The organism is Bacillus sp. AFS017336 (genome assembly GCF_002555445.1).
Lineage (GTDB): Bacteria > Bacillota > Bacilli > Bacillales > Bacillaceae_G > Gottfriedia.
In genome coordinates this window covers 182,713-201,550 of the sequence record NZ_NUCO01000011.1, presented here as the reverse complement: position 1 = coordinate 201,550, position 18,838 = coordinate 182,713, and the positions used below count along the sequence as shown (strand labels likewise).

The following is an 18,838-nucleotide window of genomic DNA, read 5'->3' as shown; positions in this document are numbered from 1 at the left end:
ACTTTTTAGACTAACTTAAAGTTTGTGCATAAATTGCTTGTTTTTGTTCATATTTCCTCACTTTTAGTTCATAAGACGCTCGACCGTATTTAATGCAGTTACCTGACAAAGAGACGCTATTAAAAACCACGAACACTAAGTGAACTATATTGATAAAGTTGTGAACTTCGTTGATATATTACTGAAAGTCGTTGATAAAGTATTAAAACAGGTTGATATATCACTAGTTCCCGTTGATATATTCGTAATTTCACATTATTCATCACGTTTTCTCTTTGATTTTTCATAATTTCAGGTTGTTCCACACTAATTCTTGTTAATCTTCCGTGATTTTACATTGTATATCACGATTTCTCTTCGATTTTCCATAATTTCAGATTGTTCCCCATGATTTCCCGTTGATTTTCCGTAATTTCACATTGTATATCACGATTTCTCAACAATTTTCCATAATTTCAGATTGTTTTCGTTATTCCCCACCCACTTCTTCTTCAAATTCACGAAAAAACAACAAAAAACCCACAAGGAATTGTATTTCCCTTGTGGGTCGATCATTAATTAATCAACGTAGCGGATAATTTCTGCTACATCTTTACGTGCAAGTTTTTTTGCTGGCTCAGATGGATAGCCAAGTGAGATTACCATGTTGATTTCACGGTTTTCTTGTATATCTAGGTACGTTCTTAGTTTATCTTGTGCTAGTAGGACTGGACCTGTCATTGGGCAAGTTCCTAATCCTAGTGCATGTGCTGCTAACATTAAGTTTTGTGATGCTAGACAGCTACTTTTAATTCCTTCTTCTTTCCAAACTTCATTTTCGACAAATCCGATTGGATCAAAGATTTTTGTTCTGAATTTTGATTCGTAAGGTGTTGCTAAACAAATGATTAAGACTGGTGCTTCTCTAAATGCAGTTGCGTATGGTCCAAAAGAACGAACTAGTAATTTCCCTTCTTTTTCTAGGCCTTTTTCTTTAGCTTTTTCAGCAACTTCATGTAATGAATCCCATGTCATTTCTTCAATTTTTTTAATTTTATCTGTGTTTTTAATAATGATAAATTCCCAAGTTTGTGAGTTAGTATCACTTGGAGCATAACGTGCGCAGTCGATGATTTCTTCAATCACTTCATTTGAAACTGCTTGATCAGTATATTTTCGAATACTTCTTCTTCCGTGAATAATTTCTTTAAACGAATTGTAATCCATGCTTCCACCCTTTATTGTATATGCTCTTCATTCATCCCCTGATGTTTTACTAATTCATAGTAAAAGCCTTGTTTATCGATTAATTCTTCATGTGAACCTCTCTCAATACACATTCCATTTTTCAAAACAAGTATCTGATTAGCATTTTTAATTGTATTTAGTCGATGCGCAATAACAAAGCTAGTTCGGCCTTGCATTAGTCTTTGTAAAGCTTCTTGAATTTTAATTTCTGTGATTGTATCGATGCTACTTGTTGCTTCATCTAAAATTAAAATTGCTGGATTTGCTAGAATTGCTCTAGCAATTGAGAGAAGTTGCTTTTGACCTTGACTAATTTGCTGATCATCTTGTTGTAAAATTGTATCATATCCTGTCGAAGATTTCATAATAAAACTATGTGCATTAGCTAGTTTAGCCGCTTCTTCTACTTCCTCATCTGTTGCATCTAAACGACCATATCTTATATTTTCTCGAATAGTTCCTTTAAATAAAAATGAATCTTGTAAAACAAATGCCATTTGTTGTCTTAAGTTTTTTCTAGAATATTGATCAATACTTACACCATCTATGAGTATATCACCACTATTGATTTGATAAAAGCGTGAAAGTAAATTTACTACTGTCGTTTTACCCGCTCCTGTAGGTCCAATTAAAGCTACAGTCTCACCTGGTGACGCTTTGAATGAAACATTTGATAAAGTATTTGTATCTTTACCGTATGAGAAGCCAACGTTTTTATATTCAACTTCACCTAAAATTACTTTTTGATCATTTACGATGTGAGATTCGTCGCTTGCTTCAATATCTTCATCAATAATTGAAAATACTCGTTCTGCTCCAGCTATAGCGGAAAGTAATGTATTAAATTGATTGGATAAATCATTTAGCGGGCGTGTAAATTGTCTTGAATACTCCGTAAATACAACAATTGTACCGATTGAAATATGACCTTTATACGCAAAGTATCCGCCAATCCCTGCAATAATCGCAAAACTTACATTGTTTAAAACGTTCATGAACTTTGGAATCAATCCAGCGAAAATAAATGCCCAAAATCCAGAGTTTTTCAGTTTTTCATTTTTATTTAAAAAATCTCGAATCATTTTATCTTCTTGTGAAAAAGTTTTAATAATTCTTTGCCCAGATACAGTTTCTTCTATAAAACCATTTAATTCCCCTAAATTTCGCTGTTGGATTTTATAAAGCTGACCTGTACGATTTGTAATCCATCTAATCCCGACAATTAAAACTGGTACTATCGAAAGTGTCAGTAAAGTTAAGATTGGACTATACCAAAGCATAACTGAAACAGTCCCGACTAAAGTTAACACACTTGAAAATACTTGGATTACAGATGTATTTAATGTTGAGCTTACATTTTCTAAATCATTCGTAACACGACTCATTAATTCACCGTGTTGTCTTTTTTCAAAAAATGACATTGGCAACTTGTGAAACATATTAAATAATTCTGTTCTCATTTTAGTTACTGTATTTTGAGCAATATCGATCATCCAAAAATTTTGTAAAAATAATGATGCAGAATAACCTACATAGATGAACACTAAAGCGAGTATTAGCCAAGATAGACCACTTAAATTATTTTTTAAAATATAATGGTCGATTGAATATCCAACTAATACAGGTCCTAATAATCCAAGACCAGCACTTGCTAAAACTAAAAAAAGTACGACAACTAGTTTTCCCTTCATTAGCGCTAAATAATTCCAAATTCTTTTGACTGTTGATGAAACGTTATTTGCACGTTCCTTTTGTTTCTTATTTTTGGTGAGCGCTAATTGTTTATATTGGAAAGGTTTAGTTAGCTCCTTTAACATTTTGAATTTCCTCCTTTCCGTATTGTGAATAGTAGATTGCTTTATAAAGTTTGGAACTTCTTAATAAAGTTTCATGCGTTCCTTCTTCTACTAGTTCACCTTCGTCAATAATTAAAATTTTATCTGCCTTTTTAGCCGTGCTAATTTTTTGAGTAATAATTAAAGTTGTACATTGGTATTCTTTTAAAGCTTCGAGTAAACTAGCTTCAGTTTTTAAATCTAATGCGCTTGTGCTATCGTCGAGTAATAAAATACTTGGCCTTCTAATAATTGCTCTTGCGATTGCAAGTCTTTGTTTTTGACCACCTGAAAGATTAACACCTTTTTGACCGATTAAACTCTCATATCCATTTGGGAAAGACAAAATTGTATCATGAATTTGAGCATGCTTTGCAGCTGAATAAATTTCTTCATCTGTTGCAGTCTCTCTCCCCATTAATAAATTCTCTTTAATCGTCCCAGTAAATAACAATGCTTCTTGAGGTACATACCCTATTTGTCCTCTTAACTGTTTACTATTTATTTTTCTACTATCTTGATCATCAATTAAAATAGTTCCAGAGTTAACATCATATAAACGAGGGATTAATTGAAATAATGATGTTTTCCCAGATCCTGTTGAACCTAATATAGCAATTGTTTGCTCTGGATACGCAACAAATGAGATATTTTTTAAAACACTAGTTTCATCATTTGGATAACTGAAAGAAACTTGATGAAATTGAATTTTACCTTCTAAACGATTTTCGATTTTGTTTCCTTCGTTCTTTTCTACAAAGTCTTCTTCAATCGTTAAAATTTCATCGATTCGCTCTGAAGAGGCTCTCATTCTTGAAAACGCACTAATAATAAAAGAGAAAACCGAAAAAGATGAAGTGATACGAGAAATATAATTCACGATTGCAACGATATTTCCAATATTTGTTTCATGTGAATGTACTTTACTATTACCAAACCATAATACGATTAAAATACATGCATTCATAAACAGAAGCATAACCGGCATTGTAATTTCCATTGTTCTTAATGCAACTGATGTTTTTTGTTTTAAATTTTGATTTATATGTTGAAAACGTTTATTTTCATAGTTATTTCTTACGAATGCTTTAATTAATTTCATTCCAACTAAATTTTCTCTAAGGACGCTATTTACAACATCTACATTATCTTGAACATTTTTAAATAGTCTTCTACCTTTTTTTACCATCCAGTTTAGAAAGATAAATAAGAACGGCAAAATTAATGAAATTACCAATGATAGTTTCCAATCCAAAATTAATGCCATAACAACACTACCAACTACGATTAGTGGTGCTCTTAAAATGATCCTTAAACTCATAAATACTGCACTTTGTAATTGTGAAACGTCATTTGTAAGACGAGTAATAATTGACGAAGTAGGTAAATAACTGAAAGTCGTAAATGAAAATGATTGTACTTTCTCAAAAAGCGTCTTTCGTAATTTAAATGAGTAGCTCTGTGCTATATGAGTAGCATAGAAAGTATTTAATACACCTCCAATGAAGGCTACGATTGATAACACAATCATGACTAATCCCCATTTAGTAACATAAGACATGTCTTTTTGGACAATCCCGTTGTTGATGATATTCGATAAAATATAAGGTTGAAATAATTCAACAACTAACTCCAAAAATAAAAAAACGATTGCTGCAAAAATTGTAATTTTGTATGGTTTTAAAAACTTAAAACTATTCAATTTAGTCACTCCCCTGACTAAAGAGGTAATGATTAAAAAACCCCTCCATATTTTCTTATCTCTTTTTAATAAATCTTCAAAAATCTTAATAAAAGTACATAAAACAGGAAAAGAACTCGTATTTAAACGAGTCCTCTTCATAAAAAGCTATCATTTAAGTGATCGATAAAAATTCTTCTACGTCTTTAAGAGATAGTTTTACAGCTTTCTCCCAGAAATCACGTTTCGTTAAATCAACACCTAAATGTTTTTGAGCTAATTCTTCTACTGTCATTGAAGCAGTATCTTTTAATAGTGCAATGTATTTCTGTTCATAAGATTTTCCTTCTTCCAACGCTTTTGCATATATTCCTAAAGAGAATAAGTATCCAAATGTGTATGGGAAGTTATAGAACGGTACACCCGTAATATAGAAATGTAATTTTGATGACCAGAAATGTGGATGATACTCATCCAATGCGCCACAATATGCCTCTTTTTGAGCTTCTTCCATTAGTTCATTTATTCGATTTTTGCTTACAACACCATTTTTACGCTCTTCATAAAAACGAGTTTCAAATAAGAAGCGAGCATGGATATTCATGTAAAATGCAACACTTCGTTGGATTTTGTCTTCTAAAAGAGCAAGACGTTCCTCATCTGAATTTGCATTTTTAACTGCTGCATCAGCAACAATCATTTCTGCAAAAGTTGAAGCTGTTTCAGCAACATTCATCGCGTAATGTTTATTAAGTGTATGAACATCCTTCATCGCAAAAGAATGGAAAGCATGCCCTAATTCATGAGCTAATGTTGAAACATTCGATGGTGTTCCTGAATATGTCATAAAAATTCGAGATTGACCACTCTCAGAAAATCCTGTGCAGAATCCACCAGGACGTTTACCAGGGCGATCCTCTGCTTCAATCCAAGAATCTTCGAATGCCATCTTAGTAAAATCTGTTAATTCGTCTCCAAATTGCTTGAACTGATCTAAGATAAATTCTGCACCTTCAGAATATGAAATAGCAGAGTCAGTATCTGCAACAGGTGCATCTAAATCATACCAGCTTAATTTCTCAACGCCTAGTAATTTAGCTTTTCTTTGTAGATATTCAACAAACGGAGCTTTATTGTCAATTATTGCTCCCCACATTGAATCAAGTGTCTCTTGGCTCATACGATTAATTGATAACGGTTCTTTTAATACATTATTCCATCCACGTTGTCCATATACGCTCAAACGGAAACCAGCAAGATGATTTAATATTTTTGCGAAGTAATCTGACTCATTTCCCCATGTTTCTTCCCATTTCTCAAAAATCTCTTTTCGAACATTTCGGTCTTTAGAAGAAAATAGATTTGATGCTTGACCAACTGATAGAATTTTATCATCGTATTCAATTTGCATTTTTCCAACAACAGTGTCATACATTTGACCCCATCCGTGATAGCCATCCACAGAAAGTGCTGTAATTAATGATTCTTGATCAACAGATAATAATTCGCTTGATTTTTGACGTCGCTCATTTAATACAAACGAAATTTCTTTAAACTCATCACTTTCTAAAATAGTATTCCAAACAGAATCTTCTATTTTAGTTAATTCACTATGGAATTTTGTTAAAGAGGTAGAGAATTTTGCATGTAGCTGAGTTAATGTCCCTCTTAATAAATTAGCCTTTTGATCAGCCATGTCTTGAGCTTGCAGGCAACTTACAAATGCACTAGCTTGAGATAGTTTCTTTCCTATTACTTCAATATTACTAATGATATCATTTAATTCCTCAGTATCATCACTGCTTTTTGGAGCAGTAAACATTGAAACTTGTCTCTCTAATCTTTCTACTAAACTAGTTACTTCTATTATGTATGCTGCAAATTCAGGAGACTCACTTCCTCCTTTAAAGAAAACATCTATATCCCACGTAAGTGAATATGTATTCGTTGACATACGACCCCACCTTTTGGTTTGTTAAGTACATTAGTTATTATACATTATTCAAAATATTTAGTCTAATCATACTACTTTTTACCAAAATGAACTGGGACACAAGCTTGATGAAATAATGTTCAATCAAACATTTTATGCATTTTTTTTAATAAACTTCCGTTTTAATATTAATTTTTTCTGTCCATCTAAATAGAAAAAATTAGTAATGAAATTTAGTAAACTTTACACGAAAATGATCGTCAAATATTACAAAACTCTACTAATTGTTACATTTGTTTTAATTGAACGTTAATAAAAGGGCTCTTTTTTGCTTCCTTAACAATAGTTAATCGGTAAAAATAACGATTTTATTAATAAAAAACACTATTAATCCCATTAATTTAAGGAATTATCCGCCGCTTAATATGACAAAATTACACAAAACGGAGCGAAGTCCTTTAGCCTGCACCCCTTACTATTACTGGTTTTATGAGCATTTTCTGTCGAATTTAACTGTAGTAAATAGATAGAATTGATAGAATATTATAAAAAAAAGGTAATATATTTGTAACATAAAATAAAGTTACTGAAATCTTACTGTCATATTTCCATGGTAAAGTAGACACATAGAAATCGACAGGAGAGAGAAATATGAAAAAACTAATAACATGTTTTGTTACTACTGTTGTTCTAACAATGGGAATTACGACAAATACATATGCTGCAACTTACAAAGTAAAATCTGGTGATACTTTATCTGCAATTGCAAAAAAGCAAAAGGTAACAGTTTCTCAAATTAAAGTTTGGAATCATTTAAAATCTGATCTTATAAAAGTAAATCAAGTATTACAAATTAAACCTACAACTAAGAAAAAAACAACTAAAAAAACAACAGCTAAATCTGCTACTCCATACAAAGTAATTAAAATGAAAGCTACTGCTTACACTGGTAGTTGTAAAGGATGTAGTGGAAAAACAGCTACTGGAATAGATTTAAAAAAGAATCCTAAAGTAAAAGTTATCTCGGTTGACCCAAAAGTTATTCCTTTAGGATCTAAAGTATACGTAGAAGGCTATGGTTATGCTATTGCTGGTGATACTGGCGGATCGCTAAAAGGTAATAAAATTGATGTATTTATCCCAAGTCAGAAAAATGCCCTAAAATGGGGAGTTAAAACAGTAACTGTAAAAGTTTATAAGAAATAAAAAAGCGAGCCTTAATTGAGGCTCGTTTTTCGATTTGAATTTAAATCAAATAATCGACGATCTAGTTCATTTAAAAATTCAATTCTCTTTTCTTCACTTGATAATATTTCATGCATATTTACTTTCAAAATTAACTTTTGAATACTTTTTCTTTGTGATATTTCAAGAAAATATACTTCGTATGGTTTAAACCACTTTTCTTTCTTCAATAATTCCATTCGCTCTTGAATTAATTCAGTTTCTTTCTCATAAAACGAATAGCCAAAAAACTTTTGTGGCAAATATTCGATAAAAAAGGAAACGATTACTTGAGTAACAAGCCATGACAATATCCGAAAAACAAAACCTAATAGTCCAAATAAGATTTCATGCATTGTTTTATCTCCTACCTTTTTATTACCATTTATTTTAACATTTTTTGGATATTAATTTGTAGTTCTTTAAGAGCATATTTTCCATTTAACTAATAAACAATATTATTAAAGATTTTATTTTGGAGATGAAAACAAATGAAAGATAAACGATTTACTATAACAGGAACTGATATTACTGAAGTAAAGAGAAAAAATGCAGATTCTGGGTTAACTTATAATCAAGTTAAGCAATTGCTTGCTGAGAAATATATGAAGGAAAAAAGAAATAGATAAACTAAAAGTTATTTTTACGACGAAGCTTGATCAATTTTAGTCTCAACTATAATTGAGATGGTATTTTCAAGATTTTTTTCAAAGTAAAGGAAGCTGTATGTTGCTGATTTTCACTAGAGGACTCTCGCTTAGTAGCATGTTAATAATTGACTATTTTATATTTCAACACTCCGAAAAAAAGTAATTTTTTGCTTTGAACTGTCTGACACTACTCATTTTTTTGTTATTTCTTACGATTTCCGCTTAATTTATTCATGATAAAATACTTATTTGCAGTTTTACTGAATTTAATTGCAGTTTGGAAAATTTTAATTGCAGTTTTGCTATTTTTATTTGTAGTTTTAGTCTTTTTATTTGCACTTACACTGATTTATTTGCAGTTTTATATTTTTTATTTGCACTCGCACTGATTTATTTGCAGTATCCACCGCTTTAATTGCATTTTACTTCTTTCCTGGACTTTCAGTTTTAATAGCCCTTTTCAGCTTTTATTTGCACTCTACACTAGGTTAATTGCAGTTATAGCCCTATTATTTACACGCATTTTAACTTTCTTTCTGTACATTAAAGAAACCACTCAAACTACAAAAAGAGTTGAGTGGTTTTCTTCTAATTAGAATGAATTGAGTGTTTAACTTTTGCACCCTCATTTTCAATTTTAATCTCACTTACTTCACAATTTGGAAATAAGTTTTTGAAATATGTAGTGGCTACTGAGCAACTTTCTATGGAAACAAAAGCTAGTACAGTAGGACCAGCACCGCTAAGCACAAAACCGTGTACAAATTCAGGTAATTTCAGTTTCTTAAGAGTATCTAATTCGTTTACGATTTTGCTGCGATATGGTTCATGAAATAAGTCTCTTTTCATCATATCGCCTGCTAATTTCCAGTCTTCCTTTAGTAGTGCTGTAATCAATAGATTGCTAAAACTACTAGATAGAATAGCATTCTTATACGGAATTGTTGCGGGTAATATATTTCTTGCATGAATCGTTTCTAATTCGTATGTAGGGATTATTGCTACTACTGATACTTTATTTATAGTTGATTGTTGAATATAAGCTTTTCCGTCGATATAAGTACCTATAACTAGCCCACCATAAAGTGAGGCACCAACATTGTCCATATGACCTTCTAATGTGGTTGCTATTTGTAGTTGTTCTTCTATTGATAAATTTAAATGGCAAAGTTCATTTGCTAATATAATGCCTCCGACTATTGCAGAAGCACTACTTCCTAAACCTCTTGTAAGCGGGATATCGCTTTCAAGCTTTAGATGACAAGTTGGCAATGTTATGTTATTTGCTTTGGCAACTTCAATAGCTGTTTGAAAGATTAAATTTGTTTGATCTAGCGGTATATTTTTTAAATAATCACTAAATCCCTCGCAACTGTATTTATCATTTTCGAATACTTCAATTGTTAAATACCGATTAAATGCAATACCAATTGAATCAAATCCTGGCCCTACATTTGCAGTGCTTGCAGGAACGGTTATTTGGAAAAGCTTTTTCATATAGAAACCACACCTTGTAAATGTTCTAATACAATCTTTTCTTCATTTGGTAATAAAATGGGTTCGATTTTACTTGACTCAATTGCGATATCAGGATCTTTTAGTCCATTACCTGTTAAAATAGCTACTACTTTAGTGCCTTTTTTAATTACACCAGACTGAACTTGTTTATAGACCCCGGCAATACTTGCACATGAACCTGGTTCTGCAAATACTCCCTCTTTTGATGCGATCCATTTATAAGCTTGTAAAATTTCGTCATCTGTTACACTATCGATTGCACCATTTGATTCCTGAATGGCATTTACTGCATATTCCCAGCTTGCAGGGTTTCCGATTCGAATAGCCGTTGCAATTGTTTCTGGATTTTCAATCTTTTTATTATTTACAATCGGTGCAGCACCCGCTGCTTGGAAACCATGCATTTTAGGTAATTTAATACCATGTTTTAATTGATATTCGTTAAACCCTTTCCAATAAGCTGTAATATTTCCAGCATTACCAACCGGGATTGCTAGTATTTCAGGTGCTTCCTCCAATTGTTCACATATTTCAAAAGCAGCTGTTTTCTGGCCTTCAATTCGATATGGATTAACTGAATTTACTAACGTAATTGGTTCAGATTCACTAATTTTTCTTACCATTTGAAGCGCGTGATCAAAATTCCCATCGATACTTATGATATGTGCGCCATACATTACAGCCTGCGCGAGTTTGCCGTATGCAATTTTTCCATTTGGAATAATCACGAAACATTTCATACCAGCTCTAGCTGCATAAGCGGCAGCCGCAGCAGAAGTATTTCCTGTCGATGCACAAATAATTGCTGTACTGCCCTCTTCTTTAGCTTTAGCAACTGCCATAACCATACCACGATCTTTAAATGAACCAGTTGGATTTAAACCTTCTAGTTTTACATATAATTCGATACCCCAATCCTGTGACAAACGTGATAAATAAAGTAATGGAGTATTCCCTTCATTTAATGTTAATTGTGGCGTTTCTTCATTAATAGGTAAGTACGTTGAGTATTTTTCAATTAAACCCTTATACATCTCATTCTTCACCTGCAATTCGATAATAGCTACGAACTTCATCGACTACATCAGATGTTTCTAAACTTTCAATTACTTTTTTATAAGACGAGTATGAGGCATTGTGAGTTACTAAGATAATTTCAGCTAGCCCTTTATGCTTTAAAGGAACTTGAATAATTTTCTCAAAACTAATATCTGACTCTGTAAATAGAGAAGTAATTTTAGCAAACGATCCTAATTGATCTTTTACAGTAAATCGGAAGAATGACTTGAAATAAATTTCATCATCTTCTTTTAATTCTTTTGGATACTGAGGTAAGATAGCACTTGTTCCGTTTACACCTAAACGCATATTTTTCATCACTGCAACTAAGTCAGACACGATTGCAGTTGCTGTTGGCAAACTGCCTGCACCTGGTCCATAAAACATCGTTTCACCTACAGCTTCACCATATACATACACTGCATTAAATTCATTGCTTACAGATGCTAATGGATGATTGTGCGCAATTAAAGTCGGTCCAACACTAACTTCAATACGATTATCATTTCTCTTTGCATAGCCGATTAATTTCATTGTATATCCAAAGTATTTAGCGTAATCTATGTCCTCTGAAGAAACTGAGCTGATCCCACGTACTTGAACATCTTCAAGTTCAACATCCATTGAAAATCCTAATTTTGCTAAAATCGTCATTTTTCTAGCAGCATCCAATCCTTCAACATCAGATGTTGGGTCTGCTTCAGCAAATCCTAACTCTTGTGCTTCTTTTAAGACATCTTCATAAGCTTTTCCTTCATTGCTCATCTTTGTAAGGATGAAATTTGTCGTTCCATTGACAATTCCCATCAGCTTGTTTACACGATCAGATGCTAAACCATCTACTAAACTACGAATAATCGGTATTCCACCTGCAACGCTAGCTTCGTAGAATAAATCGCATTTATTTTCATTTGCTACACGGAGTAGTTCTGTACCATATAATGCCATTAAATCTTTATTTGCTGTTACGACATGTTTTTTATTTCGAAGAGCATGTAGTATATAATGTCTTGCATCTTCAATTCCACCCATTACCTCTACTACAACATCTATTTCAGCATCATCTAATATTTCGTATGCTTCTGTTGTTAGTAAATCCTTCTGAATCGAAACAGAACGCTCCTTTTCAAGGTCTTTTACTAAAACCTTTTTTACTTTTACAGAACAACCGATTTGATGAGCTAGTCTGTCTTGATGATCTTCAACAATTTTTACAACACCACTTCCAACAGTTCCAAGTCCTAATAGGCCAATTGAAATACAGTCCTTCATATGATCTCCTCCGTTAAAATTTGATATTATTTCCATTATGGGAATAGTTTATGGAAATAGCAAACATTTTTTAAATTTTCCAATTATTATTTTTTAAAATATTACAAAATTATGAACCTTAAATGATAAAATCATAAATTGTAAGGGGTTTCTTGGTAAACATAGTAATTTAGCCAATTCGAAAACAATAGGTTTCCATGACTTCTCCAGCGTACAATTGGTGGTTTTTCTGGGTTATCATTTTTGAAATAGTTTTTTGGTATATCAATTTCCACGCCTCTTTGTACATCTCTTTCGTATTCAGATTTTAACGTATCAATACAATATTCATGATGACCTGTCGCAAAAATCTGTTTTCCGTCCTCACTCATAACAAGATGGACGCCTGCATCTTCAGATAAACTTAAAATCTTTAATTCTCCTACACTTTCAATATCTGCTTTTCGAACTTCAGTATGTCTCGAATGTGGTACATAGTACTCATCATCAAAACCACGAACTAGGTTTATAAATCGATCCTCCACTGTATGCGGAAATACACCGAACATTTTTTTAGTTAATGGATATTTAGGCACACCGTAATGATGGAAAAGTCCGGCTTGTGCTCCCCAACAAATATGAAGTGTAGACGTTACATTTTCTTTTGTGAATTCCATAATCTCTTTTAACTCTGACCAATATTCAACTTCCTCAAACTCTAATGTTTCTACTGGAGCACCCGTTATAATAAAGCCATCATATTTTGTATCTTGAATTTGTGAAATTGTTTTATAAAAGCTGGAAACATGTTCTTCAGACACATTTTTAGGCTTGTATGATTCAGTACCAATTAAATCAATATCCACTTGTAATGGAGAGTTTGCAATTAAACGTAATATTTGCGTTTCAGTTTCAATTTTAGTAGGCATTAAGTTTAATATACCTATTTGTAGCGGTCGAATATCTTGAGTCTCCGCTCGTTCTTTCGTCATATAAAAAACGTTTTCATTCGTTAATATTTCCGTAGCAGGTAGATCTTTGTTGATAATTACTGGCATTTTACTTCCACTCCTCTTTTTTCTTAGAAAAAAGGCAGTAGAATGATAAGTTAATTAATTACTACTACCTTATTAATTTTTAAAAACTAAAATTTAGATTTATTGATAACAATGAATAATTATTCTTTCTTTTTAAACTGAAAAATATCTTCCATCTTTATGCGAGAATACCATTGCAGTTACAGATGCTTCAGGAAGCATCATGAACCCTTCTGTCAATTTAATTCCAATATCGTTTGGGTTAATTAACTTAAATAGTTTTTCTTGGTCCTCGAGATTTGGACACGCTGGATAACCAAATGATACCCTGACGCCTTGGTATTTAGCTTTAAATCGTTCAGACATTGTAAAATCTGGTTGATCTGGGAATCCCCATTTTTCTCTCATTAACATGTGAGTTTTTTCAGCTAAACCTTCTGCTAATTCTAACGCTAGGGAGAATAGTACATGACTCTTTAAATACTCCCCTTCTTCTTTCAATCTTTCAGCAATATTTCTAACTCGTGGTCCTGAAGTTACTGAAAAGAATCCGACATAATCCATTTCTTCGCCAACTGGATTTAAGAAGTCGCTAATACATAGATTAGGTTCCTTTCTTTGTCTAGGAAATTGAAAGCGTTCAATCGGTTTAAGAGTTTCATGGTCATAGATAATAACATCATTTCCATCACTTTGAGCTGGGAAAAAATGATAGATAACTTGGCAATCAAAATATTCATTTCCGTCTCTTAAGAATTCTTGAACTAACTCGTATAATTCTTGACCTCGCTCTTGGTTTTCCCATTTACCCTTTACACCCAAATGATGTCCGATTAACATTTGATAATTAATAAAAGGTGCCACTTGAGCTACTGGTATATTCTTTAAGACAGTTTTAGTTAATGAAGAAGGTACTAGACAATCTGACTTTTGAATTGCTGATCTAGTAGTACTAATTTCAGGAACGGGCAATTCGATGACGTTATCAACTTTTTTTATTGCTTTTTTCTTTTCTTGTAGCACTTGTAATTCATTTGGATTAACAATTTTATTCGCTAAATCTAAACCCGTCATCGCATCATTTGAATAAGCAACTAGCCCGTCATATATTGGCTGAATGCGATTTTCTGTAAACTTTCTAGTTAATGCTGCTCCACCTACTAAAATTGGTGTATCGATCCCGGCATTTTTTAAATCGCCAGCAGTAATTACCATTTGTTGTGCTGATTTTACTAGTAAGCCTGATAATCCGATAATGTCTGGTTTATTTTCACGAATTTTTGTAATTAAATCGTCTGGTCGAATATTAATGCCTAAATTTACAACATCAAATCCATTATTCGTTAAAATAATATCAACTAAGTTCTTACCAATATCATGAACATCACCTTTTACAGTCGCCAATATGACTTTTCCTTTTCGAGAGCTCTCAGTTTTCTCCATAAATTGTTCTAAAAAGGTTACTGATGCTTTCATAACTTCTGCGCTTTGTAATACTTCAGCAACAATTAGTTCATTATTATTGAAAAGTCTTCCAACTTCATCCATACCTGTCATAAGAGGACCATTTATAATATTTAAAGGTATGTCTCCGCGTTCGATACAAGTTTGTAAGTCTTCTATTAGTCCTTGCTTCGAGCCTTCAATCACACATGCTGCTAATCTTTCTTCAATTGGAAGCTGTTCTTTTGGTTTTTCTTCTTTTTTTACTGAATTTCTAAAATGCTCTACAAACTTATCTAATGTTTCTTGTGAAGTATGGAATAATAATTCCTCAGCAAGCTCACGTTCTTTTGCTGGGATAGAAGCAAATCGTTCTAGTTTCTCAGTATTCACGATTGCGTAATCTAGTCCCGCCTTTGTTGAATGGTATAAGAAAACTGCATTTAACACTTCGCGACCAGTATTTGGTAAACCAAACGAAATATTACTTAAGCCTAAAATCGTTAAACACTCTGGAAATTCATCTTTTATTAATTTAATGCCATCAATTGTTGCTTTTGCAGATCCAATATATTGTGTATCACCTGTTCCAACAGGAAAAACTAGTGGATCAAAGATAATGTCAGTAGCACGAATTTTATATTTTTCTGTTAATAATTGATAACTTCTTTTTGCAATTTCTAATTTTCGTTCAGCCGATACAGCCATTCCATCTTCATCAATCGTACCGACTACGACAGCAGCACCATATTTATGGATGAAAGGTAAGATTTTCTCAAATCGCTCTTCTCCATCTTCAAGATTGATCGAATTAATGATCGCTTTCCCTTGAATATAAGTAAGTGCTAATTCAATTACATTTTCATCAGTCGAATCAATCATGATTGGTACTTTCACTTTATTAACCAATTGCTTTACAAAATTCTCCATGTCTTCAACTTCATCACGGTCTGGATCTGCCATACATACGTCGATGACATGTGCTCCTTTTTTCACTTGAGCTCTAGCGATTTCTGAAGCTTCCTCAAATTTTCCGTCGGCTATTAATTTTTTAAATTTACGTGATCCGATTACGTTTGTTCTTTCACCTACAAATAGTGGTCTCATACTATCGTCATATTGAAGTGACTCTAATCCACTAACTGCGTGGTCCAATCTTTTTTTAGGCTGACGAGGACTAATTCCAGATACCGCCTCTTTCATTGCTCTAATATGCTCAGGAGTCGTACCACAACAACCTCCAATAATATTAATCCAACCTTGCTCAGCAAAATCACGTACTTTTTTCGCTAATGATTCAGGAGATTCATGATAATGTCCATCTTCATCTGGTAAGCCAGCATTAGGATAACAAGAAACAAATGTCTCAGAAAGATCCGACAATGAGCGTACATGATCCCTCATAAACTCAGGCCCTGTTGCACAGTTTAATCCAACTGAAATCGGAGAAATATGCTCAATTGCTAAATAAAAAGCATCAATCGTTTGACCTGCTAAAGTCGTCCCCATCGGTTCGATTGTTCCTGAAATCATAACTGGTAATTTTATATTTAATTCTGTAAAGGCATTACTAATTCCAATGCAAGCAGCTTTAACATTTCGCATATCTTGACAAGTTTCAACTAGTAAAACATCTACGCCACCATTGATTAATCCAGTTGCTTGACGATTGTATGAGGTAATCAATTCATCAAATGTTACGCCTCCTGTAACACTAATTGCTTTTGTTGTAGGCCCCATCGCACCTGCTACAAAAACATCTTTACCAGATGCTTCAACTGCTTGCTTTGCAATTTTTGCTGCTATTTCATTCAATTCAATATCTAAATGCTGTAAATTATAATCAGATAAAACAATATTTGTGGCCCCAAAAGTATTCGTTTCGATAATGTCAGATCCTGCGTTTATATACTCCTCATGAATCTCTTGAATAACATCTGGTCTAGTTACAACTAAATATTCATTACAGCCTTCATAATCTTCCCCACCAAAATCATCTGCAGTTAAATCACGTTGCTGAATCATCGTTCCCATTGCACCATCAAGAAGTAATATTTTCTCTTTTAAAGCTATATCTAATTGTTTCATAGTTGTATCCCCTCTTTATTGCTGCTTTTAGTAAAATGAATTAAGTCTTCTGTTATTTCATACTTCAAAAATGGTGTAATTAAATAAATGCCATTAAATTTATCTTTTGCATAATTAATAAGTTCTTTTGCAATTTTTTTCCCTTCATCGATTGCCTTTTCTGGTTCAACTGATGAAATTCGGTTCCTTACTTCATCTGATAAAGTTATTCCAGGAACTTCATAATGAATAAAGTCGGCATTTCTTTTACTAACTAATGGCATAATGCCGATAAAAATTGGTTGCTTAATATGACGTGTCGCTTCGTATAACTTATCAATTGTTTCAAAATCATATATAGGCTGAGTTAAGAAATAATCCGCTCCTGCTTCAACCTTTTTCTCAAGTCTTTTGATCGCGGCATCAAATTTTCGAATATTTGGGTTAAAAGCAGCGGCAACTGAAAATCTCGTTCCATTTCCTAAGCTTTTACCTGAATAAAGTCTGCCTTCATTCATTTCTTTAATCATTCGAATAAGATCAAGTGATGCTACATCATAAACTGAAGTTGCGCCAGGAAAATCTCCGACTCTAGCTGGGTCTCCTGTAATCGCAAGAATTTCGTTTAAACCTAAAGTCGATAACCCCATTAAATGAGATTGAAGTCCAATCATATTGCGATCACGACAAGTCAAATGAGTTAAGACTGGAACGTCTAATCTTTGTAACAGAGAAGCCATTGCCACATTCGATATTCTCGGTGAAGCTAGTGGATTATCTGCTAACGTAATCGCATCAGCTCCTGCAGAATGTAACGCCTTTGCTCCTTCAAAAAACTTTCTCGTTTGTAAAGTTTTCGGAGGATCAAGTTCAGCGATAATCGTCGTTTTCTGTTTTGCTTTTTCTGGCAAAGTCTCATCCTTTTGTTCTACTTGCTTTGGGATTGTAATTTTAATCGTTCGGCTCTTCACTTCTTTTTTTGTAACGGGTTGTAAAGTATCAATCTTTTTTCGTAAAGCCGCAATATGTGCCGGTGTAGTACCACAGCACCCACCGATTAGTCTTACTCCTTGTTCAACAAACGGTTTAGCCATATCTTCAAAATATTCTGGATTCGATTTGTATTCGTATTTCCCTTCTGCATACAATGGTAAGCCTGAATTTGGAAATGCTGATAAGTAACCATTTGTTGGTAATGATACTGTATTTAGCGATTCTAGCATATGTAGTGGTCCTAAATGACAATTGATACCGACTACATCCGCCCCCAAATCAACTAATCTAGGAAGTATTTTCTCAATATATTGGCCACTTTGCATAATCCCAATTTCTTGTAGCGTTACTTGAGAAATAATCGGTAAATCCGTTCTTCCTCTTAGTAAATTTACAGCATCGTATAATTCATTTTCATCATAAAATGTTTCAAGCATGATTCCATCTACGCCTTCTTCTAGAAGTGCTGAAGCTTGCTCAAGCAACATCATTTCCCGTTCTAAAGGAGTTGTAAACGTAGATCCAACATATTTCATTCCACCAATACCACCAATAACTAAGGCTCTTCCCTTCGAAGCAGCTCTAGCATTTCTTACAGCCATTTGGTTGATTTGTTTTACTAACTTCTCTAACCCATATTGTCTTAGCTTTCCAGCATTTGCACCGTACGAATTTGTTTGAATTACTTCTGCACCAGCATCTATATATTGTTCATGAATATGAATGATTCGATCCCGTTCAGTAATATTGAGTTCTTCAAAGCAACTGTGTAGCCCTCCTGAATACAAAAGTGTACCCATTGCACCATCACCTAAAACAATTCCATTACTTAACTTTTCCAACAAGCCCATTTCATCACTTCCTGTTTATATAAAATAAAAAACGCCATTCTCTCAAAAAATGAAAGAATGACGTTAAAG

The 18,838-nt window shown here is 33.1% G+C and carries 13 protein-coding genes; 2 read left to right on the top strand and 11 right to left on the bottom strand.

Annotation, left to right across the window (positions count from 1 at the left end; all coding sequences use genetic code 11):
* Nucleotides 1-558: 558 nt before the first annotated feature.
* From CN601_RS05865 to CN601_RS05850, 4 genes are all read right to left on the bottom strand, one after another.
* Entirely contained in the window at nt 559-1,206 is a 648-nt protein-coding gene (locus tag CN601_RS05865; RefSeq protein WP_098120758.1) for a nitroreductase family protein, read from the bottom strand.
* Nucleotides 1,207-1,217: 11 nt separating this feature from the next.
* Nucleotides 1,218-3,044, bottom strand: a complete 1,827-nt coding sequence (locus CN601_RS05860; protein WP_098120759.1) for an ABC transporter ATP-binding protein — start codon at nt 3,042-3,044, stop codon at nt 1,218-1,220.
* Nucleotides 3,025-4,773, bottom strand: coding sequence for an ABC transporter ATP-binding protein (locus tag CN601_RS05855; RefSeq protein ID WP_373604956.1), 1,749 nt, complete (start codon nt 4,771-4,773; stop codon nt 3,025-3,027). Before CN601_RS05855 ends, CN601_RS05860 begins: the two co-directional genes overlap by 20 nt.
* Before the next feature lie 145 nt (nt 4,774-4,918).
* On the bottom strand, nt 4,919-6,697 hold the full coding sequence (locus tag CN601_RS05850) for a M3 family oligoendopeptidase (RefSeq protein ID WP_098120761.1): 1,779 nt from the start codon (nt 6,695-6,697) through the stop codon (nt 4,919-4,921).
* A gap of 630 nt (nt 6,698-7,327) precedes the next feature.
* On the opposite strand from CN601_RS05850, the gene CN601_RS05845 reads away from it, so the two are divergent.
* Nucleotides 7,328-7,882 carry a 3D domain-containing protein gene (locus CN601_RS05845; RefSeq protein WP_098120762.1) on the top strand — a complete coding sequence of 185 codons (555 nt, stop codon included), beginning with the start codon at nt 7,328-7,330 and terminating at the stop codon, nt 7,880-7,882.
* A gap of 11 nt (nt 7,883-7,893) precedes the next feature.
* Here the strand turns inward: CN601_RS05845 and CN601_RS05840 are convergent, their stop codons facing one another.
* Complete coding sequence (locus CN601_RS05840; RefSeq protein WP_098170436.1) at nt 7,894-8,256, bottom strand: hypothetical protein; 363 nt, start codon at nt 8,254-8,256, stop codon at nt 7,894-7,896.
* 135 nt (nt 8,257-8,391) lie between these two features.
* Between CN601_RS05840 and CN601_RS26835 the strand changes: the two genes are divergently transcribed.
* Nucleotides 8,392-8,529 carry a hypothetical protein gene (locus tag CN601_RS26835; RefSeq protein ID WP_098120764.1) on the top strand — a complete coding sequence of 46 codons (138 nt, stop codon included), beginning with the start codon at nt 8,392-8,394 and terminating at the stop codon, nt 8,527-8,529.
* Nucleotides 8,530-9,138: 609 nt separating this feature from the next.
* Here the strand turns inward: CN601_RS26835 and thrB are convergent.
* The 6 genes from thrB to CN601_RS05805 all read right to left on the bottom strand — a co-directional run bounded on the left by thrB (nt 9,139) and on the right by CN601_RS05805 (nt 18,769).
* Complete coding sequence (gene thrB, locus CN601_RS05830) at nt 9,139-10,047, bottom strand: homoserine kinase (protein ID WP_098170435.1); 909 nt, start codon at nt 10,045-10,047, stop codon at nt 9,139-9,141.
* Complete coding sequence (gene thrC / locus CN601_RS05825; RefSeq protein ID WP_098170434.1) at nt 10,044-11,102, bottom strand: threonine synthase; 1,059 nt, start codon at nt 11,100-11,102, stop codon at nt 10,044-10,046. The genes thrB and thrC overlap by 4 nt, the downstream gene beginning before the upstream one ends.
* A gap of 1 nt (nt 11,103) precedes the next feature.
* Nucleotides 11,104-12,399, bottom strand: coding sequence for a homoserine dehydrogenase (locus tag CN601_RS05820; protein ID WP_098120767.1), 1,296 nt, complete (start codon nt 12,397-12,399; stop codon nt 11,104-11,106).
* Between the two features lie 131 nt (nt 12,400-12,530).
* Nucleotides 12,531-13,436 (bottom strand): homoserine O-acetyltransferase MetA, encoded by a 906-nt coding sequence (gene metA, locus CN601_RS05815; protein WP_098170433.1) that lies wholly within the window; start codon nt 13,434-13,436, stop codon nt 12,531-12,533.
* 132 nt (nt 13,437-13,568) lie between these two features.
* Nucleotides 13,569-16,946, bottom strand: coding sequence for a methionine synthase (gene metH / locus CN601_RS05810; protein ID WP_098170432.1), 3,378 nt, complete (start codon nt 16,944-16,946; stop codon nt 13,569-13,571).
* On the bottom strand, nt 16,943-18,769 hold the full coding sequence (locus CN601_RS05805; RefSeq protein ID WP_098170431.1) for a bifunctional homocysteine S-methyltransferase/methylenetetrahydrofolate reductase: 1,827 nt from the start codon (nt 18,767-18,769) through the stop codon (nt 16,943-16,945). The genes metH and CN601_RS05805 overlap by 4 nt, the downstream gene beginning before the upstream one ends.
* Between the last annotated feature and the right edge of the window lie 69 nt (nt 18,770-18,838).

Excerpts from the sequence above, each read along its gene's own strand:
- CN601_RS05805 (WP_098170431.1), bottom strand. The coding sequence starts at position 18,769 with ATGGGCTTGTTGGAAAAGTTAAGTAATGGAATTGTTTTAGGTGATGGT.
- thrB (WP_098170435.1), bottom strand. The coding sequence starts at position 10,047 with ATGAAAAAGCTTTTCCAAATAACCGTTCCTGCAAGCACTGCAAATGTA.
- CN601_RS05860 (WP_098120759.1), bottom strand. The coding sequence starts at position 3,044 with ATGTTAAAGGAGCTAACTAAACCTTTCCAATATAAACAATTAGCGCTC.
- CN601_RS26835 (WP_098120764.1), top strand. The coding sequence starts at position 8,392 with ATGAAAGATAAACGATTTACTATAACAGGAACTGATATTACTGAAGTA.
- CN601_RS05820 (WP_098120767.1), bottom strand. The coding sequence starts at position 12,399 with ATGAAGGACTGTATTTCAATTGGCCTATTAGGACTTGGAACTGTTGGA.
- thrC (WP_098170434.1), bottom strand. The coding sequence starts at position 11,102 with ATGTATAAGGGTTTAATTGAAAAATACTCAACGTACTTACCTATTAAT.
- metH (WP_098170432.1), bottom strand. The coding sequence starts at position 16,946 with ATGAAACAATTAGATATAGCTTTAAAAGAGAAAATATTACTTCTTGAT.
- CN601_RS05850 (WP_098120761.1), bottom strand. The coding sequence starts at position 6,697 with ATGTCAACGAATACATATTCACTTACGTGGGATATAGATGTTTTCTTT.
- CN601_RS05845 (WP_098120762.1), top strand. The coding sequence starts at position 7,328 with ATGAAAAAACTAATAACATGTTTTGTTACTACTGTTGTTCTAACAATG.
- CN601_RS05840 (WP_098170436.1), bottom strand. The coding sequence starts at position 8,256 with ATGCATGAAATCTTATTTGGACTATTAGGTTTTGTTTTTCGGATATTG.
- metA (WP_098170433.1), bottom strand. The coding sequence starts at position 13,436 with ATGCCAGTAATTATCAACAAAGATCTACCTGCTACGGAAATATTAACG.
- CN601_RS05865 (WP_098120758.1), bottom strand. The coding sequence starts at position 1,206 with ATGGATTACAATTCGTTTAAAGAAATTATTCACGGAAGAAGAAGTATT.